Raw genomic sequence first — 20,750 nt, forward strand, 5'->3', positions numbered from 1 at the left:
CAGAGCCGCCCGCTGACGAATCGAGGAACGAGCACCGTTTCCCCAGTGTGTGCCCCGACCCCGAAACGACCACTTATGAATGGCCGACGTTTCGCGACCGTTACCGGCGGCCCCGACCTGATGCGCATCAACCCCGCGACGCTTGGCATCCTGTTTTCTGAAGTAAGCTAACTGTAGGCGCGCCGCATGTTTTGCGTCGCATCAGACCCCGGAGCTGGTTATGAAAACGCTGGATGCAACGTCGCGCGCGGCCGGCGTCGTTGCGGTGGTGGTCCTGTCCGCAGCTTTGTCCGGTTGTTACTACTACGTGCCCTACGGCTACGTTCCGTACGGCGAAGTGCCGGCGGCAGCGCCGCAGCAGCAATATCCTTTCTCGATGCCCGACGCAGCCGCGACTGGTGCGGCAGCGTCAGATGCGACTGCATCGACGAACACCTATATCGCACCAGCCGCGCCCGTTTTCGCCTTGCCTGCGTATTACCCCGTCGCGTATCCGTACTACGGCTGGCCCGCGTGGTGGGGACCATCGGTGTCACTGAGCTTCGGCTATTGGGGCGGGCGCTGTTACGGCGGGGGCCGGCACGGCTACTGGGGCCACCACGGCTATTGGGGCCATGCATATCGGGGCGGTTGGGGCGGTCATGGCGGCTGGGGGCACGGATACCCAGGGCGTGGTATGGGCGGCGGCGGCCATTACTGGGGCGGTGGCGGAGGCCACGGGCGTTCGCATTGAACGCTAACAGAGATGCGCTCGTGTTCAACACTTCCCCGACAGCCGGGCCCGTGGCTGAACTGGACCCAACTCGCCAGCGCGCGGCAACGTCGGACCGTGCGGTGACCAGTTTCAGCCTCTATTGCAGGCACCTCGGTCGGGTCGCGTGCCGGTTCTCTGCCATTGACCGGCATCACGGTCTAAATGGCATCTTTGAAAACAGGTTGCACGCCTGGACCAGACTCCAGCAGAACTGCAAACTGGTCAAAGCCGGCCAGTTGACCACACTCAGCCTGATGCCGTTCACGAGGAACACGTTTACGGTGGTCTTGTCCTTTACGAGCGCCTGCAGAAAGTCGTCTTGTACGCATGGGCGTGCGGTCATGTTCTGAGGTCAAAGCGACAGGTCCTTCGATTGTACCGGCGATACCTGAAGCCGCCGCCAGTCCCGAAGGAGTGTGTTACTGCGACTCGAGGGCATCGAGGCGCGCTTGCGCAATCTCGTCTGGGTGTTGGCAGTGGTACGTATCGAACAACTGTGAGCATAACTGAGCAAGTGAATCCAGGTCCACCGCCTGGTCTGCATGCTCGACTTCGCGCGCGTTGAGAACGTCATCGAGAACCGGAGCGAGACGGCGCAGTCTCAGAAACGTGCTGACGTCTAGTTTCATTTTGGACCTCCTGTGGCCAGACGGTGTAGCGCACCCTGAGTCGACCAGCCACAAGGCGATGTTTACCCTTCGTTTGCCTTGCCTTGTTATGAGGCTGTAGTCGCAGCGAGCTTCACGGTGTGTCCGAACGCTTAGCCACCGTGACGCTGTTCGGTCAGCTTCGGGCGGACGTGCGAGCACAACTGTCGCCGCGATGCGCAATGCAGGAGCCGCCTCAATGCTTCGGGCCGAAGAGCGCCTGAGCGGCTTCCGTGGGCGACAGGCCGACGTTGAAATAGCCGTGAAGGCGACTTACGGTCGCGTCGTCGGGCTGAAAGGGCGGGCGGATGAAGCCTGCTTTCACTACTTGGTCGTACCAAGCGGCCGTCCAACTCTGAAGCTCGAGTTGGAAATCCGGCGACAGCAGTTTCGATTCGTCGAACATAACGACCTCCAATGTCGCGGCGGGTGCATCCGCCGCTGCGTGGGCTCCATAGCTTTGCACCCCCAAGCCGGCTGTTTTGCTCGCACCGCGAAAATCAGGCGATGGGATGACACGAGTAGAACTGAAACCGCACTTGTCGCGGGAGTTGGGAACCTTGACTGTTCCAGCCGTCAAAGCAAATCACAGCAACGTCACACTACTCAAATCCACGGTCCGACGATAGACGTTCTTGCCAAGCCACGGCACGAACGTGTATTCGTCGTATGCATTGCTGCCAACATAAAGCCAGTTGCTGAGCCGGAACATCCTGGTTCTCCGAAGGAACGCCGCTTATCGCGAACGCTTTAGCGATGAATTAAGAGTAGTGGGCGAGCGGCTGTGATGGCGGACTCCCATTCACGACGATATGTAAGGCACACGTCAGCGCGACAGCGCAAGCAACTTATCGGCGTTGCCCGCCAATGGGCCGCTGCAGGTCGACGTGAGTCCAGTGTATCGAGCAACGAACGCGTGCGTGATTCTATTTTGCTAACGCGGCATTTGCTTTTTTCAATACCCAGTTCTCCCTTCCTGGCCATCTTTAGAAACGGGCTGACAGACACATTTCGGGATAGCACTATCTCTCGACGGTATGTACTTCGAGAAATCCGGCGTGCCTTCCATTGCCAGCCTTCGAAGACCTATCCAGCCAAGGCATGCTTCAGTGATTTCATCATGGTCGGTCGGCACCTCTGCGCTGACGCACTGGAGTTCCCGCCGTGTGAGGGCAGTGTCGCCACCTCGGTCACTGTCATTAAGTTATAAGGCGCCGTCAAGCATAGGTGCACCCGACGCTCGCGTGCGTCGGTAAGGTGAGCCCGCCGGTAATCAAGCACACGTGCCGTTTCCAGTTACTGGACTTCTCCCCGACAAGAGGAGACGTTGAAGATACTGTCGGCTTCGCTGGGCCCGTATCGCCTTGCAAGGTTTCGCGTCCGTTGGGCTGCCTGCCTCGGCGCCACCCAGTGCGCAGAAAGCCAACACCCACACTCTGTACATGTTGCCAGGCGTCCCCAGTCTGCCCACGTGATAGTTAACGGGCTGACCAAGCGTCCATGGCCTGATTCCGCGTGGATAACTTTGGGGCGGGCGAACTCCCACGCGGACGTACTGACCCGCTCGCATAAGCGAGCGCCCCACTAGGCCTTGAGTGCGGAAGCCAGGACGCAGGGCATGGGAACCCGCAGTTCCCCCGCATCGTTCCGATACGCTTCGGCGTCGTGCGCGACGGCCCGTTCAATCAACGCCAGCGCGGCCGGCGCCTGGGCGTTTAGCATCGCGGCAACTCGGACGCCACCGCGCATGAGCGCGTGAAACGGAGTATCCGGCGCACGAAGCACCAGTGTCTGGTCCACTTCGCGTACGTCCGGTTGGACGAACCCGGCGTCCAGCAACGCGCGCCTCGACTCCTGCCAGTCGCTGAAGCGAAAGAAGGACGGTCCCGGCGGCTCTGGCACATCGGTCGTCCCGTGCTCCTCGATTGCCTTTAACACCATAGCGAAGCCAACTGCCTTGTCCGGCGTCGCCAAGACCGTAAAGGCAATACTGCCGCCAGGTTGCAGCACGCGAAACGCCTCCGCGAGCGCACGTTCAGGGTGCTGAAAATGCGACATTCCGAAACTGATACCCACTGCGCCGAAGCTTTCGTCGGGAAAGGGCAAATCCTCCGCGTCGCCTACGCGGAACTCGAGTTCCGGAAAGACGCGGCGTGCCTTTTCCACCATCGCGACCGAGAAATCCACGCCAGCGACCTCCGCACCACGGCGCGCGGCTGCAGCGGCGAGGTAGCCAGGCCCGGATGCGACGTCGAGAAAGCGCGTGCCACGACCAATGCGAAGCGCCTCGAGCATCGCAGGGTTCGACTGGGTGGTCAAATCACCGAAATACGTGTGATAGGGCTGCGCGACCCTCTCCCAGCCTTGGTGCTCGAATGTGCTGAAGTCGACTTGTCCCATGCGTGCCTCCCACTCGTTTGATGCCTTTACGTGTTGGAGCGCAGGCCTTTGTGTTCTCCGTGAGAGACGTATGTCCGTCTATCGGGGGAACATTCCAGGCTGGCCGACTAAGGCCAAACAACTGTGTGGTGCAGCGCACCAGCAATCGTCGTCCAAAGTCGCCGAACGCGCTTTTGGGCTGCTCTTCTTTTGTTGCTATCTTGCTGAAGCATACGCCGTTGCTTGCTTTTGGCGCTATGGTTAAAGTGGTTGTTGAAGCTCTCGATGCGGCGCGGGAAAATGGCGTCGAACATCGAGGCACCCGGTTCTTGGTTGGCATTTTCGCTGTATCTGGCGGGAATGGGTTGCGAAAGTACCGGTGTACGGGAGCAGCAGATGAAAGACGTAAACGCGCAGTCACTGCGATACCAAGTGGATAAATGGCTCACCCCTACCACGCCAGTGCACGTGACCGCGTTCGGTCGTACCCGCTCAGGCAGAGCCCGCTACGTGTGCGTGGAGACCTGGCTACCGACGGGTTCGCACGCGCTGTTCTTCTTCCAACACGACGGTTACTGGAACGTGTTTCCGCCCGTGGCTGACACGGCGCAACTGCGCGTGCGGCGCACAGGCACGCACGGCGGTTAAGTTACCTCCGCCCTGCGGGCTATTCCGTCGCCTGCGCCGTCTCTTTCCCGGCTGACCCGCGTTTGACGCGACGCACCGATTTCGTCTCCCGCAACCTATATTCATAGGATAGCGCGACGGTGGACGACTGCAATTTGTGCAGGTTGACGAAAGGCATCGTCCGAGAGTACGTCGGGGACAGCGCAGCACGTGTGGCTCTACACTGAGGCCATGGCCGCCATTTCCGACCGGACACGTCCGCCGCTGGCCCGCTACCGAAAAAAGCGGGACTTCGATGTCACGCCTGAGCCGGCGGCATCGGCTGAAACCCCATCAGCCGGAGGCGAGCGCCTGGTCTTTGTTGTACAAAAGCATTGGTCTGGCCGACTGCACTACGACTTTCGGCTTGAACTCGACGGCGTGTTGATGTCCTGGGCCGTGCCGAAAGGGCCCAGCTACGACCCGAAGGAAAAAAGGATTGCGATTCACGTCGAGGACCACCCGCTTGAGTATGCGAGCTTCGAAGGCACGATTCCGCCCAAGCAGTACGGCGCCGGCACCGTGCTCGTGTGGGACCGTGGAACGTGGGAGCCCGTCGGAGACCCGCAAAAGGGAATGAACGGCGGCAAACTGGTTTTCCGGCTGCACGGCGAAAAGCTCGCTGGGTTGTGGGAGCTGGTGCGCATATCGAAGCTGGACGACAAGCAGGACCAGTGGATGCTCTTCAAGAAGCGCGACGACTGGGCCCAACCGCTTGCGGAATACGACGTCATCAAGGCGCTTCCCGACAGCGTCATCACGAAGCCACTCGGCCTCATTGAAGAACGGGAGCCGAAAATCGCGCGGCCCGCGCCCGGTAGTGAGCGGGGGATAGACCTGACTGCTGCCCTCAGCGCACCGCTTCCCGCCAAACTCGAGCCGCAGCGAGCGACGCTGGCGTCGTCGCTGCCGACGCGCGGTGAGTGGATAATTGAATCCAAGCTGGATGGTTACAGAATGCTCGCCCGCGTTGACAAGGGGCGTGTGCGGTTGTTCACGAGCGGCGGGCACGACTGGACGAAGAAGCTCGCGGGTCTGGCCGCAGCGGTCGCGAAGCTCCCTGTCCGCAGCGCATGGCTGGATGGCGAAGTTGTCGTGCTCAAAGGCGGCCTGCCCGATTTCGGCGCGCTCCAGAACGCGATAGACGGTGATGCGAATCAGGAAATCATCTACTTCCTGTTTGACCTGCCGTACGTCGATGGGAAAGACCTAAGGAATGTCCCACTGTGGGCAAGGCGCGCGCTGCTTTCGCAACTGCTCAAGAATGAGGGCGACCGCATACGGTTCAGTCAGGATTTCGACGCTCCGGTGGCCCAGATATTTGAGGCCGCCGCCGGTCTGGGTCTTGAGGGCCTGATGCTGAAACGTCGCGACGCGCGATATGAGTCGGGAAGGACGCAGACATGGTTGAAGGCAAAGTGCCGGCTGCGGCAGGAACTGGTTATCTGTGGTTTCACCGCTCGAGGCGGCAAGGACGGCGAGGTCGGCAGCCTGCTGCTTGGATACTACGTTGGCGGCAAGCTTCAGGACGCGGGCAGCGTGGGAACGGGGTGGGATGCGCGCACCGGCCGGGACTTGTGGGCCCGCCTGACTCCGCTCGAAGTGGATGCGGCGCCATTTGACGTCGCCGTATCAAAGCCGGGGCGTTGGTCCCGCCGTTCCGTCGGCAGCGAACGCTGGACCCGTCCCGACCTGGTTGCCGAGGTCGACTTCGCCGCGTGGACTGCAGAAGGCGTCATTCGACAAGCCTCGTTCAAGGGATTGCGCGTCGACAAGCCGGCGCGGCAAGTCGTCCGCGAGGCCGGAGAAACGCTAACGACCGCTCCGGTCTCTCAGGTCCAGGTCACTCACCCTGAGCGTATCGTCGACCCCTCGAGCGGGGTCACAAAACTGGACCTTGTCCGGTACTACGAAAGCGTTGTCGAGTGGATGCTGCCCCACCTGAAGGACCGACCGCTTGCGTTGGTCCGCGCGCCTACCGGCATATCCGGTCAGTTGTTCTTCCAGAAGCATGCCGAGAAGACGGCCATGCCCGGCCTCAAGGCGCACGACCGCAGCTTGTGGCTGAATCACCCACCGTTGCTGACCGTCGACACTGCGGACGCGCTGATGTCGGCCGCCCAGATGAACGTCGTGGAGTTTCATACCTGGAATTCGACAGTTCGGCAAATCGACAGGCCCGACAGGCTTATCTTTGACCTTGACCCCGGCGAAGGTGTGAAGTGGAACCAGATTCAGGAGGCGGCACTACTTGTCCATGCACTGCTTACGGAACTGGGCCTGAAGGCCTGGTTGAAGACGAGCGGTGGCAAGGGGCTGCATGTCGTCGTGCCGCTGACGCCAAGACTGGATTACACGTCTGTGAAGTCGTTCTCGCAGGCGTTCGTCCGACATCTTGCGAAGACGATTCCAGAGCGGTTTTCCGCGACGTCGGGCGCAGCGAACCGAATCGGCAAGGTCTACGTCGACTATCTGCGCAACGGGAGGGCGCAGACTACCGCGACGGCGTTCTCCGCGCGGGCGCGGCCTGGGATGGGCGTCTCGATGCCGGTTTCCTGGGCGCAACTGTCCGACCTGAAGAGCGGCGCGCAGTGGACGGTGCAAACGGCGAGAGAATATCTCAGCTTTCAAACGCTGGACCCGTGGGATGCCTTCTGGTCAACAGAGCAATCGTTGGCATCGGCAATAAAGCGTCTAAGATGAACAATGATAGGCCGGACACCGCACCCGGTTGGTCGCTAAGCCGTCGACTGCATCGCGGCAACATTTACAAGCTGTCGCCGGGATGGATGAGCTTTCGACCAACAACATGCTTCGCCCTCGTCGGGGCGACTATGGTGCCTGATGGACGAGCAGGATGTAGCAGCAGTTGCGCGACACCCGTCGCCCGCTTCAAGGAGGATTTCCATGACAGCGCGTTCAATCGCATCGCTGACGCTCTCGTTCGGTCTGGTGTCCATACCCGTGAAACTATATTCGGCCACGGAAAGCGCTGCGGGCGTCGGCTTCAACCTGCTCACGCCAGAAGGCGGCCGGGTCAAGCAGCAGTACATATCTGAAGCCACTGGCGAGGTAGTGGCTCGCTCGGATATGAAGAAAGGCTACGAGTTCGAAAAAGGCCATTTCGTCGTCTTCGCTCCCGACGAACTGAAGGCGCTGGAAGAAGGTGCCAGTCACGTAGTTGAAGTTGTTTCCTTCGTCCCTGAAAATTCGGTTGACCCGCTGTATTTCGACAAAGCGTACTTCATCGCTCCGGACAAACGCGGCGGCAAGCCCTACAGTCTCCTGCAACAGGCCATGCGAGAAAGCGAACGCTGCGCGCTGGCAAAATGGTCATACAAGGGAAAGTCTCGAATCGTGCAGATACGGCCGGCGGAAGACGGGATGGTTTTTCAGCAATTGCTGTTTGCCGACGAAGTGCGCGCACTGAGCGATTTACACATCGAACAGGCAACCGTCAGTGACACAGAGCTAAAGCTCGCGCTGCAAATCATTGACCAGGTCTCGGAAGACGCTTACGACCCTACAGCGTACGAGGACGAAGAGAAAAAGCGGATTTTGGAAGCTATCGACAGGAAGATTGCGGGTAAGCAGATTGTGTCGCCGGAAGCACCGACTGAGGAAACCGGCGGTCAGGTTATCGACTTGATGGATGCGCTTCGCGCCAGTCTGAGTGCCAACAAAGCAAAAAAGGCAGCGCCGGCGAAAGCGGCGGCAGCCAGGAAAGCACCTGCCGCTGATGAAGTACTCGCAACCAAGCCTCGGCGGCCCGTCAAGCGTGCAGCGCCCAAGGTCGAAGAGGCGCCCCCAGCAAAGGTCCGGGCCCGCAAGTGACTAGACGGATAGACTCTCACGACTATTCGCTGCGCAGCCTTCAGTCGCTGCTGGGCGTTTCGCGACGAGTGCTGTCTGGCCTGATAGACGCCGGATTTGTGCAACCCTCGCGCGGGCGGCGTAACGAACTCAGGTTTACGTTTCAGGATGTCGTAGTTCTGCGCACAGCGTTCCATTTGCAATCGGCGAAAATCGCTTCGCGAAAAATTCTGCGAGCATTGGCGAAACTGAAAGCGGACCTCCCAGAGGAGCTTCCGCTATCCGGTATCCGCGTCACGGCGGTCGGCGACACTGTAGCTGTCAAAACAGGACACGCACAATGGGACGCGACATCAGGCCAACTTCTTCTCGATTTCGAGGTCGCGCCCATCAAGGGAGATGTCGCATTCCTCGACACAACGCCACGAGACGTGAAAAGCCGCGAGCAGCAAGCGGACGAGTGGTTTGCCCTTGCTGAGCAACTGACGGGTACCGACGCTGTGGGTGCGGAGCACGCTTATCGGAAAACGCTCGAGCTGGCTCCGAGGCCGCATTACCACGCCTACACCAATCTCGGCGTGTTGCTTTGCGAGGCCGAAACCAGGTGCGATGAGGCGTTATCCGTGTTTGACAGCGCGTTGACGCTTTTCCCTGACGACGCGCTACTGCACTTTAATCGCGCGGTGGTCCTTGAGGAATTGAAACGCTATGAGGCAGCCGTCACGGCGTACGAGCGATGCATTGAGCTCGACCCAACCCATGCCGATGCCCACTTCAATGTGGCGCGGCTGAGTGAGATTCGCGGTGACAAGCAGGGAGTGCTTAGACATCTAAACGCTTATCGCAGACTTATCGGGTGATGGCTTCCTGTCTGTGCGGACGGCTGTCAGCGCTGTCGTGGTTCGCTCACCCCCGTTCAATTGCCACAAGTAAGCTGAGATTTCCACGGTTCCTTTCCGCAACTCCTCGCAGCAACTTCCTGCCAGGAACCCAGGTGAAAGACCGCGCTCGCCATCTTTCTCGCCACGCGACTGTCATGTTGACGTTCATCGACATGACTTGACCTTCACCCACGTTTTACTTGACCTTCACACACAGCCAACTTGACCTCCACCCACATTTTGCTCGACCTTCACACACGGAAATTGGGTATCCACATCTGAAAACTCCGCTGTAGCCAACGTATTTTCTCGGTCAAACGTTCCGGTAATCATATAATCTATAATCTGCGTAATTCCCTATGCGCGAGCGATGCGTTCCCCGGGTTACGCTTTCGTCTCTGCTCAATCCCTTTGTGTTTGCAATTCCCGCTCATTCCCGAGAATGCGTAATGGCAACCAGGACGGAGTGTCGGCGTGCGTGCGTGGAATGCTTTTCTTCTCCTGCGATTCTCTCGAGACGCGGTCTTCTATTTAAATGATTCCGGACCTCGCGCACGCCCTGGCTGCCCTTGAAGCAGTTTCGTCAAAGCGATTTCATGCAAAAAATCCTTATCTGGAATCACGAACGGTATGGGTGATTACTCAGCGTCCGAATGTCTGAGCAGAAGCATCAGTCGGTTGGAGAGACCCCGGATACCGTCATGACGCGTGCCTTCCGTCCCGGTCTTTCGTGCTCGCGGCACACGCTACAGTCCGGCCGTAAATGACAGTATCTCGCGATGCAATGCGGAAGTCGCGGCAGCAACCACGCGCCCGCCGCTCTCCATTCGTAACGGCTTGCCGTCCCAGTCGGTGATGGCGCCGCCAGCGGATTCAATGATAGGAACCATCGACGGGAAGTCGTACGGTTCCAGTCCCGCTTCCACAACCGCATCAAGGTAACCAGACGCAAGCATGGCGTAGTTGTAGCAGTCACCGCCGAACCGGCGCGCTTTCGCGCGGCAGGTCAGTGCATCAAATACTGCCCGCTCTTCGCCGGCGAACATGTCGGGCGACGTGGCGCACACGGTCGCATCCGCCAGGCTCACACACTGCCGGGTACGGCATGTCGTTCCGTCATGCGCCAGGCAACTGGCGGGTGTGCCAGTCCATCGCTCCTTCAGGGCTGGCACGTCTAGCAGGCCCAGCACCGGTTCCCCTTCATGAAGCAAAGCAATCAGGGTGCCCCACAGCGGCAGGCCGATGATAAAGCTTGCTGTGCCGTCGATGGGGTCGACTACCCAGACGTATTCCGATTGCAACTGAAGCTCGCCGTGTTCCTCTCCGAGGATGCCGTGGTGCGGATAAGTTGCACGAATCGTTTCACGCATTTGTGCTTCTATCGACGTGTAGGCGATGGTCACAGGGCTACGGTCAGGCTTGGTCCTGGTATCGGGATGGCGCCGGAAGTACGACATGGAGACGGCAGCGGCATCGTTCGCCAGCCTGGCCGCGAACATCCGAAACCCGGACAGTGCGATTTCCATGAGAGGACACTCTCTGCGACACGGTGTTAGTGGCGCGACTGCCAGCGGGAGACGGCCTTGAAAAACTGTACGGCTCGAACCGTCGAAAAAGTCTCGCGTGGAAAGTACTTCGCCTGGCGGTGCTGCCCGGCCGGGGCTGTCTTCGCTTGGTGCGCGAGCTACGAGGCCGTCGGAGCAACGCTGGTGCGCAAGCAAAATGGCCACCGCTGCGGTCACCGTCCCTTTGCAGACGCACGCGCCCGTTATACCGGAACCAGCAAAATCGGGGCCCGCCACCGAGGCTAATTACTCCAGTCGCGACGCGCACGTATATGGCCGCCTTGCAGGCCGGCTCATTGCCCGCGTGCGACACGCAAGTCCGCTGTTTCGCGAGCGGTTTCTCATCTATTGACTCTCGCCCTGATAACCCTTCTGCGTCGGTTCTTGCCTTCACCGGGAAGTCAAGGTTCGTGCACATGGTTTGCTTGGTGCAATTGGAGGTCAGGTAAATACCGGCAGAGCAGCTTTTAACGGAGGTCGAAATGGACGTACCAGTCACCGAAGAGCAGATTCGGACACTCGCTTTTTACCTCTGGGAAAAGGACGGCAGCCCGGCGGGTCGTTCGGAAGAGTACTGGGACAAGGCACGTCGGCAACTGGAGGGCAAGAACGCTTCGCCCGCCGCATCTGAGGGAGACGTTGCGATGTAGCTGTTTTCGGCGGCGATGTCGCAATGCCGGGGGGCGCTGTGGAAGATGGTAGCGGTTGTAAATTCCGGCACTGTCGCAGTGGTTCTGCAAGGCCCACGGTTTGCCTCGTGTGGTTCTGGTGCGGCCGGGTTATGCGCCGGCACATGCCTGCGGCCGATGTTGCGAATACGACAGCGCCAGTGATTGCTGGCCCCGCACTTGCGCCGTGTCTACCGTACTCCTGGTCGAGGTCGAGGACGCAATGAAAGGTCTCGCGCGGGACATTCACCGGGCTGTCGCGCATCGATTGACTGCAGAAGTGAGACAACTGATGCGCTGCCATCATCAGCCAGCGATAACCGCTTGAGCCTGGCAGCGCGGATGTCAGTGTTGCCTGCTGACTGCGCAAAAATCCCGATGCTGCTCGTGTCGGCGACGCTGTGGCGGAGGGACCACCTGCGCGCCGCAGGCACGCATCACGGTGGAGAATTCGTCGAAACAGCGGAAAGCCTCGCGCGGCAACTCGCCGCGCTGGATACAGCCAGCGGCGTGCCACTGTCCGGATAACGGAGTGTCTGGCAAGTTTCCGGACGTCACCATCACTGACTGGAAAAGCCGCGTGTCGACCGCTATGCGGCCTGTTGCGCCACAACGAGCCTTCGTCTGGGTTGCCGGCCATCCTGAATTCGGCCGCCGAGCCACCCAACGACAGCCGCTTGCAGCGCCTCGCAAAAGTGCTGGAACGCAGTCTTCTTCGCCGCCCTGCGTTGCCGAGCTTTCCTCGCATTCGACTTCGCCAGAAATACCACTCGAGCGCGGCGCGCACAAAATAACCGCGGTGCCTCTGTACGCAGGCACCGCAGCCGTTGCTGGAATGAGCTTGCCTCAACTCGGTAGGGCCGTTACTGCTTTCACCCAAGTGCATCGCCTTGAGGCGCCTCCTCGTCCGGCGGTACGTCGCCAGGAGAAGGTTCGGCAGGCGTTTCTTCGTCCGGGATGTCCTCGTCCGGCTCGGTGCCGGGAACGTCGCTCTGCTCACCAGCCGTCTGGTGCGTAGCTTCGTCGTCCGACCCGATTCGAGTCACGCCTCCGGTCGACGGCGGGTCACTTGCCGGAAACGTGTCTTCGACGGCGTCGTCGACGGTTTCGGATTTGTCATCCGGAACGCGCTGCTCTGTCAGTTGGTCTGCCATGGTGGACTCCTGAAGGTATGTGTCCCATTAGACGCAAGCCGCATTCCGCGTTCGCAGTCATTCGCGTGCGCGTGTGCTTGGGATAACCGATTCCCGCGCACACCCTGGGCAGGCGGGCGACGTTCCCGAGCGTTCCGCGGTTCCTTCGTCGGAATTTCGGTCCCCTCCTTCACGGCACGGCTCAGGTCGCCGGCTGCCCCTCCAGGGGGCACGTTCCCATCGCGCGGGCTGTCAGATTGCAGCCTGAGTCATTGACAGGGAGGCGCGAGTGCGGCCGCCCGTTGCGCTGCAGGCACGCTGGTTGCGCGCGTCGCATATGTGACACCGTATCACTTGCGCCATGTCCACTGTGCTGCTCGTCGATGACGATTTGGAAAGTCTCTGGGCGCTGCAGCTTGCGCTGGAGAGCCGGGGCCATCATGTCCTTCTTGCAGAAAGCGCAGGTGATGCGCTGCGAAGACTCGCTCACGAGCCCGCAAACCTCGTTGTCACCGACCTCGAGATGCCAGAGATGGATGGAGCGGAACTGTGCAGACGATTGCGGTGCCAGCCTGTATTCGCGCAGCTACCGATTATCCTCATGTCCGCGGCGCCTGAACCGACGGTTGGGCCGCCGTCTTGGACAATGTATCTCCGCAAGCCAGTGGACCTGTCCTCACTGTTGCATGCGCTTGACTGTTTCGCTGCGCACCGGTTGACCGTGACGCCGAGCAGCAACCCCTGAGCGGACCGGGCGGCCTCGCGCTGGCAGCCGGTCGACTCCCGATGCTGGCCGTAGTGATGATGGAGCCCGGTGGACTAACCTTACCGAATTCCACGAACAGCGCCGAATGCTGCACCGGCATTGCCGTCCCGTGAACGTATCGGCCGCTGGCGTGCTCGCTCACGAGCGGTCCAGCGACGGCCTCCCTACGACCGGATTGGTGTGGCGGCGACTTTAGCGGTGGCAGCTCCCGCATGGCTGGTCGCCGAAGCAATGCGCGGATGCCAACGCGATAGTGCGCGGTTGCATTCCGCGCCAGCAGTGGCACTGCCAGCCTGTTTCAGTGCTCACTTGGCCGGAAAGTCGGGTCACTTTCCACCACGTCCTGGGTTGCGGACCAGTATGGCTGCCGGTTGTAGTAGCTGTACGTCGACTCGCCCCATTTCGCATCCGCCATCGCCGGCCAGTGGTCCTTGTCGAAGCCGGGGTCGTCCTTGAGGCGCTGCGCCGCAATGTCGACGACGAAGCACTTCTCGTCCGTATCGAGAGTCAGCGCGCTCCATGGGATGGCGTGCAGATTGGAGCCCATTCCAAGGAAGCCGCCCTCGGAAAGTACTGCATAAGCGATGCGACCGTTACGGACATCGAGCATGATGTCTGAAATCTTTCCCACGTGTTCGCCGTCCAAAGACATGACCTTGGTCCCATCGAGCGTCGCCGCAGCCATGACCTCTGGCCCAGGACCTTCGCCGACACCGCCGCCGACGATGTTAGCGCCGCCTTGAGTACCGCCTTGGGGGTTAATTGAGCCCATCATGCACCTCCATAACAAAACAGTGCTCCTAATGGTTAGCAACCACTATGCCCGCGACGGCGACCTGAACCTCCGCTCGCAACCAAACGAAAGGTCCTCAACGTTGCGACGAATGCCGTGACACAGGCCGTAAATAGCGGCAGCGTCGAATTCCAAGTTCATATGACGAAAACCGAAGTTTCCCTGTCGACTCGACCCCGGCCTCAGGCGGGCTATCGCACGTTCGGGCGGCTGTTCGGTGCGACGAGGCCCACCAGGGAATTCGCGCGCCTCTTCTTCGGCGAGCCGAAGGTAACAGTCTCGCGACCGCGTCACGGGGCGTAATCGTTCCACGAACTCTGTCGTCGCGTAACCACGGCAAGACAACGAGCGTTGTCGCGCTCGAGCAGACGCGCTGCCGTGGCCAGGCTTTCGTCCGGCCTCAGCCACACTGCCTTTTACAACTGTTTCTAACCGACATGGGATGCCCATTTTTAAGGTCAACCGTGAAGTGGGTACGCGTTCGTGAGTGGTCCGGGGTCGTCGCAGCCAAGAGGGGCCGCCCCTTTATCAGATGACCCCGGTGGTCCAGTGGCGCTGGCGCGGCCGGCGCGTCAACGCGTGAGCGCAAACCGAATTCGGGTATGGACGCTCGCCTCAAGCCGGTCGGTTATTACGCCGGGTAGGTCTGCCAGCGCCGTCACTCCCTGACTGTCCTCGAAGATGTCTACCGCTAGATTCACGTTTAGTTGCGCGATGTTTTGTCGACAGTGCTGCGGCTAACTACGTCCTTCTCGCGTTAGGCGCCTTTTGCTTCGCGAACCGCGCGCTTTTCCTATACTGATTTTGTCGCGATTTGACTATCGCGACGTCGGTCGCATACTCGGAGGAAGACATCATGAACAAGGACCAGGTCAAGGGCGTTGCTGAAAAGGTGAAGGGCAAGGTCAACGAAGCAATGGGCAAGGTCACGGGCAAGCCGGCCCGGGAACTGAAAGGCGATGTCCAGCAAGGCGTGGGACAAGCCAGGAAAGACGCCGGTGACGCCAAGGAAGCGGCGAAGGAAGCGGCGAAGGACCGTCCGACGCGTCACCATTAGCCACATGCGTCGTTGCGCTGGGTCAACGCATTGACCCAGCGTCAACCGCTCGTCTGGACGGCCAAATCCCGAAGTGGGTCGCCGGTGCCCGGCGGTCAATGCGTGCCTCACTGCGGCCTTGGTTACCGGTACCGATAGCTCGAGCTAACACATTAAACGGCGCGTTTCCGTCATCATCTCGCCTGCCTCGACATGCACCGCCTGTTCACCAAAGAGACTTCGGCGCTATGCTGTCGCCGAGGCTGAGCCGGGGCGCGTTGGGGACCTTGAATCCGGATGGATGCCACGACTCGGGTCGTTGCCTTTATTGGTTTAAACATGCCCGACGTCGCCGGCTTTGCCCTCGCTGCGAAGTTCCGGCGCAGGCCGGGTCTCCGGCAGGCAAGGCTCGTCGCGCTCACCGGAGACGCGTCGCGGGCAGACCACGATGCTGCGCTTTCTGCGGGCTTTGACCACCATCTCTCCAAGCCGGTTGACATGCAGGCCCTCGCGGCCATTCTCGCGTCGGCCGGGCAAACATAAGCTTGAGTCCATGACGCACTCTGCTGGGCGTTCCCGGGAAAAGCTGTCGAACTGAGCGGTATTAAATGCCTGCCAAACGTATGGACGATTATACTTAGGTATTAGTCCGTAGACCGAACGGATAGGCAAGCCATTTGATAATACGTATTACAAAAGAAGCATTCATGGCAGAACCGCGAACTTCTCGTAATAGGAATATTGAATGAACGTGCTCGTCGTTGACGATAATGAAATCGTCGCGGACAGTCTGGCTTTTCTGCTGGAATGCTATGGCCACCGGGTTGTCATCGCCTACGATGGCGAAACCGCGCTGAAGCTGCTTCGCACCGGCGCCTTTGAACTCACTTTCCTTGACGAGAACCTGCCGGGCATCAAAGGCAGTGCTGTGGCACGGTCGCTGAAGGAATCGCCGGTTCACCCCGGGCCATTCGTCGTTTCCATGACGGGAGACGCTGACAGTCAGGAGGGCTGTATCCGGCTTTTCGATGTCTGTCTGCAGAAGCCGTTCTCCTCCGAAGCACTCATGCAGGTCATCGAAGACGCCCGTAGCAACAGCGATGTGAGTTCCCTACTGGCGGCCTAGACACGCAGCACATCGTCGCGCCTCATCATAGTTGCATCCAACCGTGCAAGACGACAGTTACCTCAATGCCCTATCGCGCACGCCGTTGTTTTAGGCGACGCGGCGATGGTGGCTACCACAAATGTCATTGTTGCATTGCCAGCGGTGGTGTCCGGACTTATCGAAAAGTTGACGCCTGATTGGCAGGGCGTCACTTCTCGCAAGTTCCTATTGTTCATTGCAATTTCGGCTGTTAAAAAACGTTGTATGTGCAACGGACGATACGGTATTGCTGAAACCGGATTTCCGGAAGGGAAGAAGGGCCTGCGTGGGACGACCAGCCCTATCCATCAGCGACGAACATCGCCCTTGATGTTCCTTTGTCAGGAGCACTCAACCATTTATCGCATTCACTACCACCTGACTGGCCGTTGCCATGCAAAGTCACAACGCCGTCATGAGGGACAGGTAGCGTGACTCGACGCCGCGAATTGCCCGGCGGCGATTAAAAAAACAGTACTGAGAGATGTCAATATGATGAATCAGGATGCCGCGAGCGGCCATCTCGAACGTAGCATCGAGAACGACCGCCTGAGACGGGCATTGGCCGCCCGCCTTGACAGGGCGTTCAAACGGAAGGGCCTGAGTTCGGCGCGCGCAGCAACGGCTCTGGGCGTAAGCAAATACCACGTAGACTACTGGCGACATGGAATCACCGTGCCGCCACTGGACGCCTGCATGCGTCTTGCCGCCGACCTCAATCTCGACGTTCACTGGCTTTGTACCGGGCAGACTCAGGACGCCTAGTCCGCATTACGTGACAACGGCGGCGCATAGGGTCGGCGTGCCGTGCGTCCGTACGCGATACGCCGGATGTGCCCGACGCGCCACCGCGCGGACCATCGATTCAATCCGGTACGACTGTGCCCCTGATTTTCTGTATGCCCGGTCGTCGGCTAGTCAGCCGGGTTGGTGGGGCAATGAAGCTAAAAGTAAGTGGCGTCGGAGAGCCGGCGAACCTCGCGCCGGCTTTTTCACACCCGAAGCGTTACTGCTTGAAAGCTGTCATCCTCCAAGGGGCGGCCTCGAGTTTTACGCCTTGGCCGTGACGACCTTGCGGGCCTTGTCGACGACTTCCACGGCTTCCCTGGTCGCATCCATGGTCTGCTGCTGGAACGCGGCTCCCGCATCTCGCATCGCCTCGAAGCTCTTCGACCAGAATGCAGCAAACGTGCCGCTTTGCATTGGCGCGTTTTTGCCGAGATTGTCTGCGAGCGCTTGAGCTTCACGAACGTACTCGCTCACCTGCTTCTGGCTCTGCGCGAGCAGCTGACTTCTGGTCTCGGTGACAACTTCATTGACGTGCCGCCAGTAGACCTGCGCCTTCTCGTTCGTCAACGTGGTCTGTCGCCTCTGCAACTCGAGCAACGACTGAGGGTCTTTGGCAGATACGGCCTCGACCAGGACCGCATGGTTTTCGGCCAGCGAGGCTTTCGCTGCCTGTACATTCAAATCGACCAGCTTTTCAACGCCCGGATAGGCGGCATTCAGGAAGCCAAAGAGCGCGTCCACACCTGCTTTCTGTGCCGCAATGAACTGTTCAGGGACCTGTGCAATCATCTGTGTGCCTCCGTGTCAGAACTGTGGGTTGTCGACTCTGTTCCTTGCAATGCAACGATGCGTGGCAGCTAATGCCACCAAGCATCCGCGTTCTTTTTCTGTTGTAGCTTTTTGCACTGCGCCAACCGTAGCCTTTCGGGCGCATACCGTCAACCAGGGGAATTCTCCTGTCGTCAACGGCAGCGTTCGATTCGACCTCCGCTTCACGTCAGCTGGCCATGACTTCCTCGTCGAGCCGGTCAAGGGATACATGGCGTACATCCCGGCCCTTGACCACATAAACAACGAACTCAGCGATATTGGTACCGTGGTCCCCGATACGCTCAATGGCCTTCGCGATGACCATGTATTCCAGGCCAACCGGAATTGTCCGGGGCGCTTCCGTCATCTGTATGACCAGCCTGCGCCCGAACGCACGGAACGAGTTATCGACTGCTTCGTCGTCGCGGACAATCTGCGCGGCCGCCACGGCATCCAACCGCGCGAACGCATCGAGAGCCCTGCGCAGAATCATCAAGGCCAGTTCGCCGGACCTTCTTAGCTCCGTCGTATTGATGGCCCCTGTCTCGCCGCTCTCATGAATTCGGCGAAGCCGTTTCGCAACCTTGCGGGCCTCATCACCTGCCCGTTCGAGGTTGGTAACACACTTCGAGGCAGCCATCAGAAGTCGCAGGTCACGCGCAGCGGGTTGTCGACGGGCAATGACATTGCAAATCTCCTCGTCGAGTTCAAGCTCCATTACGTTGAGCCGCTTTTCGCCGTCGAGAACCTGCAAGACGAGGGCGGAATCATACGTGTTCATCAATCCGAGGACGCGCTCAACTTGCGACTCCACCAGTCCGCCCGTCTCGAGCAGTCGCGTCGAGAGCAGATTGAGGTCAACGTCAAACTGAGTGGAAAGATGCTTGTCCGGCATGGGCGCTCCTCACGCGACGTGTTCAGAACGGCAGGCGCGGTTAGCCGCGAGGTCCCGCTCAACGTTGCTACGAAAACGCGTGCTGCGGTGCCGGCGGGCGGCAACATAAACCGCATATACAGTATTATCCTGTGCCAGCGAAAACGCACGCAACAATACAAAAATCGCCGGCGCCGTGAAATTCCGCCATTCTGCGTGGGCAAGGGCGTTAGCAGTGCAGATATTCATTCGCAGCCAAAGCGCTGAACTGCGACGCAATGTGGTTTTCGGGGATGCTACCGCCGATGCCACTCAGCCTTGCCTGCAACAAAATCGTCAAGTGTTGCGGTTCAGTGTCCGCGCTGCCTCTCGCAAACGCCAATTGTTCAGAGCATTCTCCTCTGTTAAAAAAACGACTGTACGTGCGGCGGACCACCGTCCGGTACACAAACACATCGGTCTTTAAAGAGAGTCAGGCAAATGGCAACGGGTACAGTGAAGTGGTTCAACGACGCAAAGGGTTTTGGTTTCATCACACCGGATGATGGTGGCGAAGACCTGTTCGCGCACTTTTCCGAAATCCAGAGCAGCGGCTTCAAGTCATTGCAGGAAAATCAGAAGGTGACCTTTGAGGTGAAGCAAGGCCCGAAGGGCAAACAGGCGGCAAACATTCAGCCAGTCTGACACCTCAGCGCATGCGCTATCGCGCAAGCAAATGGTCCGCCGAGCGGACCATTCCGTTTTCAGCAATGCGCCATGACATGGTCTTCCGGGTGTGCCGGTTTCGGACGTGGCTACCCGACAACGACGCGCTGAAGATGAAACGCATCACTTCAATCCCAACCCTGGCGAGGTCCTGCTTTCCAGCATTCTTTCTTGTATGGCGCCCTGCGGGGGCCTATCTTTAAGTTGCTCTCATTCAGGAGACGGCCATGGACTGCGGGGTGGTAAGTGTGCATTTCGACAGCCGGCACCTGTTTCTCGACCTGGCTGACGGTCGCGCTGTCCAGTTCCCTCTGGACCGGTTTCCTGTCCTGCGGGCAGCTACAACGGCGGAGCGCGGGCATTTTGCAATCTCTTTGGACCGCCATCAGTTGTACTGGCCGGAACTGGACGAAGAGATAAACATCACCGCTTTGTTTCAGTCCTCGCGAGACAGCACGCACCACTAGCGGCTTTTCCTGAATGGTGTATGACGCTATGCGTCAAACGCGATGCCGGGATTTCTCTGTTCTCGAGTTGGGGGCTTGTTTCTTCCGGCACGGCGGTGTCGGTACCCCACCTCCGCTTCCGCAACGCTCGATGTTGGGCAAAAGCGACGAGCGCCGTTCGGGTTTTGTTGAAATTTCTGCCGTCTCGCCCATACGATATAAGCCTCTACGTGGAAAAAATCTGTCGAGCGTCTATCGTGGAAGCCGTTGAACTTGAACCCAGTGTTTCAACAGACGGTGTCGTTTTCGCACTGTCACTCTGCGGTCGCGACATCGCGTGCGTCGTCACGCGCAAGACACTCGAGCAGCATTTCTGGGTGCAACCTGGAGCAACTGATGCCCGCGTTCTCAAGGCATTCTCCGAAGGCCGCAGGCGCATCGTGGCTCTGGCGGAACGAAAGGCCCGTGCGCGGCCAGGCGAGCGTATCGTGCTGACTGTCGATGACTTCGACCCAAGGAAATAGCGCGCCCTGGCAGCTGGCGCGTGTGTGGGCGGAAAGAAGTCGGGCAACCGTGAGGTCCAATCAACCATGATTTTGCGGCACTAGCCGCGCGAGTGGCCAGGACATGACGGCAGAAATCACGGCCTCGCCGGAGGCAGTTGCACTTGAGCGCATCGCGAGCGCCGCACGGGAAGTGCAAGCAGCCTCGGCAGCGCTGGAAAGACACTTTGGTGTCAACGGAAGCACGCGACCCTCCATGCTTGAACTTGCGCGCTTCGCAGCCGCAATGCAGGAACTGCGCGACGCGCGCGGGGAATTCGACCGCCTGCTTTCGCAGAAGCAGCAGTAATGATTCGTCCCGTCTGCGTCGTCCCG

The 20,750-nt window shown here is 59.6% G+C and carries 25 protein-coding genes; 16 read left to right on the forward strand and 9 right to left on the reverse strand.

Annotated features, from left to right (window positions below; genetic code table 11):
• Nucleotides 1-220: 220 nt before the first annotated feature.
• Nucleotides 221-733 carry a hypothetical protein gene (locus SB772_RS07170; protein ID WP_410832572.1) on the forward strand — a complete coding sequence of 171 codons (513 nt, stop codon included), beginning with the start codon at nt 221-223 and terminating at the stop codon, nt 731-733.
• Nucleotides 734-1,173: 440 nt separating this feature from the next.
• On the opposite strand, the gene SB772_RS07175 is transcribed toward SB772_RS07170, so the two are convergent.
• From SB772_RS07175 to SB772_RS07190, 4 genes are all read right to left on the reverse strand, one after another.
• Nucleotides 1,174-1,383, reverse strand: coding sequence for a hypothetical protein (locus SB772_RS07175; RefSeq protein ID WP_410832573.1), 210 nt, complete (start codon nt 1,381-1,383; stop codon nt 1,174-1,176).
• A gap of 214 nt (nt 1,384-1,597) precedes the next feature.
• The gene (locus tag SB772_RS07180; protein WP_410832574.1) at nt 1,598-1,807 is read right to left on the reverse strand and encodes a hypothetical protein; all 210 of its coding nucleotides are present in this window, start codon (nt 1,805-1,807) and stop codon (nt 1,598-1,600) included.
• Between the two features lie 180 nt (nt 1,808-1,987).
• Complete coding sequence (locus SB772_RS07185) at nt 1,988-2,113, reverse strand: hypothetical protein (RefSeq protein WP_410832575.1); 126 nt, start codon at nt 2,111-2,113, stop codon at nt 1,988-1,990.
• Nucleotides 2,114-2,985: 872 nt separating this feature from the next.
• Nucleotides 2,986-3,801: a class I SAM-dependent methyltransferase gene (locus SB772_RS07190; protein ID WP_410832576.1), complete on the reverse strand. Its 816-nt coding sequence runs from the start codon at nt 3,799-3,801 to the stop codon at nt 2,986-2,988.
• A gap of 375 nt (nt 3,802-4,176) precedes the next feature.
• On the opposite strand from SB772_RS07190, the gene SB772_RS07195 reads away from it, so the two are divergent.
• The 4 genes from SB772_RS07195 (at nt 4,177) to SB772_RS07210 (ending at nt 9,119) form a co-directional block, all read left to right on the forward strand.
• Nucleotides 4,177-4,428, forward strand: coding sequence for a hypothetical protein (locus tag SB772_RS07195; protein WP_410832577.1), 252 nt, complete (start codon nt 4,177-4,179; stop codon nt 4,426-4,428).
• A 210-nt stretch (nt 4,429-4,638) separates the two neighbouring features.
• A complete protein-coding gene (ligD, locus tag SB772_RS07200; protein ID WP_410832578.1) occupies nt 4,639-7,149 on the forward strand; it encodes a DNA ligase D in 2,511 nt (836 codons plus the stop codon).
• Nucleotides 7,150-7,353: 204 nt separating this feature from the next.
• Entirely contained in the window at nt 7,354-8,280 is a 927-nt protein-coding gene (locus SB772_RS07205; RefSeq protein WP_410832579.1) for a Ku protein, read from the forward strand.
• Complete coding sequence (locus SB772_RS07210) at nt 8,277-9,119, forward strand: tetratricopeptide repeat protein (protein WP_410832580.1); 843 nt, start codon at nt 8,277-8,279, stop codon at nt 9,117-9,119. Before SB772_RS07205 ends, SB772_RS07210 begins: the two co-directional genes overlap by 4 nt.
• A gap of 767 nt (nt 9,120-9,886) precedes the next feature.
• Here SB772_RS07210 and hisN read toward each other — a convergent pair.
• A complete protein-coding gene (hisN, locus tag SB772_RS07215) occupies nt 9,887-10,666 on the reverse strand; it encodes a histidinol-phosphatase (RefSeq protein WP_410832581.1) in 780 nt (259 codons plus the stop codon).
• Between the two features lie 521 nt (nt 10,667-11,187).
• On the opposite strand from hisN, the gene SB772_RS07220 reads away from it, so the two are divergent.
• Both SB772_RS07220 and SB772_RS07225 read left to right on the forward strand, forming a co-directional pair.
• Nucleotides 11,188-11,355 (forward strand): DUF2934 domain-containing protein, encoded by a 168-nt coding sequence (locus SB772_RS07220; RefSeq protein WP_410832582.1) that lies wholly within the window; start codon nt 11,188-11,190, stop codon nt 11,353-11,355.
• Between the two features lie 360 nt (nt 11,356-11,715).
• Nucleotides 11,716-11,901, forward strand: coding sequence for a hypothetical protein (locus SB772_RS07225; RefSeq protein ID WP_410832583.1), 186 nt, complete (start codon nt 11,716-11,718; stop codon nt 11,899-11,901).
• 344 nt (nt 11,902-12,245) lie between these two features.
• Here the strand turns inward: SB772_RS07225 and SB772_RS07230 are convergent, their stop codons facing one another.
• Nucleotides 12,246-12,527: a hypothetical protein gene (locus SB772_RS07230; RefSeq protein ID WP_410832584.1), complete on the reverse strand. Its 282-nt coding sequence runs from the start codon at nt 12,525-12,527 to the stop codon at nt 12,246-12,248.
• Between the two features lie 340 nt (nt 12,528-12,867).
• Here SB772_RS07230 and SB772_RS07235 point away from each other — a divergent pair, with 340 nt between their 5' ends.
• Complete coding sequence (locus SB772_RS07235) at nt 12,868-13,251, forward strand: response regulator (protein WP_410832585.1); 384 nt, start codon at nt 12,868-12,870, stop codon at nt 13,249-13,251.
• Between the two features lie 319 nt (nt 13,252-13,570).
• Here SB772_RS07235 and SB772_RS07240 read toward each other — a convergent pair whose 3' ends face one another.
• Nucleotides 13,571-14,044, reverse strand: coding sequence for a PRC-barrel domain-containing protein (locus tag SB772_RS07240; protein WP_410832643.1), 474 nt, complete (start codon nt 14,042-14,044; stop codon nt 13,571-13,573).
• 877 nt (nt 14,045-14,921) lie between these two features.
• Between SB772_RS07240 and SB772_RS07245 the strand changes: the two genes are divergently transcribed.
• The 5 genes from SB772_RS07245 (at nt 14,922) to SB772_RS07265 (ending at nt 17,013) form a co-directional block, all read left to right on the forward strand.
• Nucleotides 14,922-15,122 carry a CsbD family protein gene (locus SB772_RS07245; RefSeq protein ID WP_410832586.1) on the forward strand — a complete coding sequence of 67 codons (201 nt, stop codon included), beginning with the start codon at nt 14,922-14,924 and terminating at the stop codon, nt 15,120-15,122.
• Between the two features lie 276 nt (nt 15,123-15,398).
• The gene (locus tag SB772_RS07250) at nt 15,399-15,644 is read left to right on the forward strand and encodes a response regulator (protein ID WP_410832587.1); all 246 of its coding nucleotides are present in this window, start codon (nt 15,399-15,401) and stop codon (nt 15,642-15,644) included.
• A gap of 202 nt (nt 15,645-15,846) precedes the next feature.
• Complete coding sequence (locus SB772_RS07255) at nt 15,847-16,227, forward strand: response regulator (RefSeq protein WP_410832588.1); 381 nt, start codon at nt 15,847-15,849, stop codon at nt 16,225-16,227.
• Between the two features lie 105 nt (nt 16,228-16,332).
• Nucleotides 16,333-16,683, forward strand: coding sequence for a hypothetical protein (locus tag SB772_RS07260; RefSeq protein WP_410832589.1), 351 nt, complete (start codon nt 16,333-16,335; stop codon nt 16,681-16,683).
• A 60-nt stretch (nt 16,684-16,743) separates the two neighbouring features.
• The gene (locus tag SB772_RS07265) at nt 16,744-17,013 is read left to right on the forward strand and encodes a helix-turn-helix domain-containing protein (protein WP_410832644.1); all 270 of its coding nucleotides are present in this window, start codon (nt 16,744-16,746) and stop codon (nt 17,011-17,013) included.
• A 285-nt stretch (nt 17,014-17,298) separates the two neighbouring features.
• On the opposite strand, the gene phaP is transcribed toward SB772_RS07265, so the two are convergent.
• Both phaP and phoU read right to left on the reverse strand, forming a co-directional pair.
• A complete protein-coding gene (gene phaP, locus SB772_RS07270) occupies nt 17,299-17,826 on the reverse strand; it encodes a TIGR01841 family phasin (RefSeq protein ID WP_410832590.1) in 528 nt (175 codons plus the stop codon).
• Between the two features lie 208 nt (nt 17,827-18,034).
• Nucleotides 18,035-18,742: a phosphate signaling complex protein PhoU gene (phoU, locus tag SB772_RS07275; RefSeq protein ID WP_410832591.1), complete on the reverse strand. Its 708-nt coding sequence runs from the start codon at nt 18,740-18,742 to the stop codon at nt 18,035-18,037.
• Nucleotides 18,743-19,201: 459 nt separating this feature from the next.
• On the opposite strand from phoU, the gene SB772_RS07280 reads away from it, so the two are divergent.
• The 3 genes from SB772_RS07280 to SB772_RS07290 all read left to right on the forward strand — a co-directional run bounded on the left by SB772_RS07280 (nt 19,202) and on the right by SB772_RS07290 (nt 20,396).
• The gene (locus SB772_RS07280; protein ID WP_408368318.1) at nt 19,202-19,405 is read left to right on the forward strand and encodes a cold-shock protein; all 204 of its coding nucleotides are present in this window, start codon (nt 19,202-19,204) and stop codon (nt 19,403-19,405) included.
• A gap of 248 nt (nt 19,406-19,653) precedes the next feature.
• The gene (locus SB772_RS07285; RefSeq protein ID WP_410832592.1) at nt 19,654-19,893 is read left to right on the forward strand and encodes a DUF2442 domain-containing protein; all 240 of its coding nucleotides are present in this window, start codon (nt 19,654-19,656) and stop codon (nt 19,891-19,893) included.
• Between the two features lie 236 nt (nt 19,894-20,129).
• Complete coding sequence (locus SB772_RS07290; protein WP_410832593.1) at nt 20,130-20,396, forward strand: DUF1488 family protein; 267 nt, start codon at nt 20,130-20,132, stop codon at nt 20,394-20,396.
• The last annotated feature ends 354 nt before the right edge of the window (nt 20,397-20,750 follow it).

Origin of the sequence: Paraburkholderia sp. SIMBA_030 (assembly GCF_046535245.1) — a bacterium.
Taxonomy (GTDB): Bacteria; Pseudomonadota; Gammaproteobacteria; order Burkholderiales; family Burkholderiaceae; genus Paraburkholderia.

Bases quoted from the DNA above. Each gene is read 5' to 3' on its own strand.
- SB772_RS07170 (WP_410832572.1), top strand. From the start codon at position 221: ATGAAAACGCTGGATGCAACGTCGCGCGCGGCCGGCGTCGTTGCGGTG.
- SB772_RS07175 (WP_410832573.1), bottom strand. From the start codon at position 1,383: ATGAAACTAGACGTCAGCACGTTTCTGAGACTGCGCCGTCTCGCTCCG.
- SB772_RS07180 (WP_410832574.1), bottom strand. From the start codon at position 1,807: ATGTTCGACGAATCGAAACTGCTGTCGCCGGATTTCCAACTCGAGCTT.
- SB772_RS07185 (WP_410832575.1), bottom strand. From the start codon at position 2,113: ATGTTCCGGCTCAGCAACTGGCTTTATGTTGGCAGCAATGCATACGAC.
- SB772_RS07190 (WP_410832576.1), bottom strand. From the start codon at position 3,801: ATGGGACAAGTCGACTTCAGCACATTCGAGCACCAAGGCTGGGAGAGG.
- SB772_RS07195 (WP_410832577.1), top strand. From the start codon at position 4,177: ATGAAAGACGTAAACGCGCAGTCACTGCGATACCAAGTGGATAAATGG.
- ligD (WP_410832578.1), top strand. From the start codon at position 4,639: ATGGCCGCCATTTCCGACCGGACACGTCCGCCGCTGGCCCGCTACCGA.
- SB772_RS07205 (WP_410832579.1), top strand. From the start codon at position 7,354: ATGACAGCGCGTTCAATCGCATCGCTGACGCTCTCGTTCGGTCTGGTG.
- hisN (WP_410832581.1), bottom strand. From the start codon at position 10,666: ATGGAAATCGCACTGTCCGGGTTTCGGATGTTCGCGGCCAGGCTGGCG.
- SB772_RS07220 (WP_410832582.1), top strand. From the start codon at position 11,188: ATGGACGTACCAGTCACCGAAGAGCAGATTCGGACACTCGCTTTTTAC.
- SB772_RS07225 (WP_410832583.1), top strand. From the start codon at position 11,716: ATGTCAGTGTTGCCTGCTGACTGCGCAAAAATCCCGATGCTGCTCGTG.
- SB772_RS07230 (WP_410832584.1), bottom strand. From the start codon at position 12,527: ATGGCAGACCAACTGACAGAGCAGCGCGTTCCGGATGACAAATCCGAA.
- SB772_RS07235 (WP_410832585.1), top strand. From the start codon at position 12,868: ATGTCCACTGTGCTGCTCGTCGATGACGATTTGGAAAGTCTCTGGGCG.
- SB772_RS07240 (WP_410832643.1), bottom strand. From the start codon at position 14,044: ATGGGCTCAATTAACCCCCAAGGCGGTACTCAAGGCGGCGCTAACATC.
- SB772_RS07245 (WP_410832586.1), top strand. From the start codon at position 14,922: ATGAACAAGGACCAGGTCAAGGGCGTTGCTGAAAAGGTGAAGGGCAAG.
- SB772_RS07250 (WP_410832587.1), top strand. From the start codon at position 15,399: ATGGATGCCACGACTCGGGTCGTTGCCTTTATTGGTTTAAACATGCCC.
- SB772_RS07255 (WP_410832588.1), top strand. From the start codon at position 15,847: ATGAACGTGCTCGTCGTTGACGATAATGAAATCGTCGCGGACAGTCTG.
- SB772_RS07260 (WP_410832589.1), top strand. From the start codon at position 16,333: ATGGTGGCTACCACAAATGTCATTGTTGCATTGCCAGCGGTGGTGTCC.
- SB772_RS07265 (WP_410832644.1), top strand. From the start codon at position 16,744: ATGAATCAGGATGCCGCGAGCGGCCATCTCGAACGTAGCATCGAGAAC.
- phaP (WP_410832590.1), bottom strand. From the start codon at position 17,826: ATGATTGCACAGGTCCCTGAACAGTTCATTGCGGCACAGAAAGCAGGT.
- phoU (WP_410832591.1), bottom strand. From the start codon at position 18,742: ATGCCGGACAAGCATCTTTCCACTCAGTTTGACGTTGACCTCAATCTG.
- SB772_RS07280 (WP_408368318.1), top strand. From the start codon at position 19,202: ATGGCAACGGGTACAGTGAAGTGGTTCAACGACGCAAAGGGTTTTGGT.
- SB772_RS07285 (WP_410832592.1), top strand. From the start codon at position 19,654: ATGGACTGCGGGGTGGTAAGTGTGCATTTCGACAGCCGGCACCTGTTT.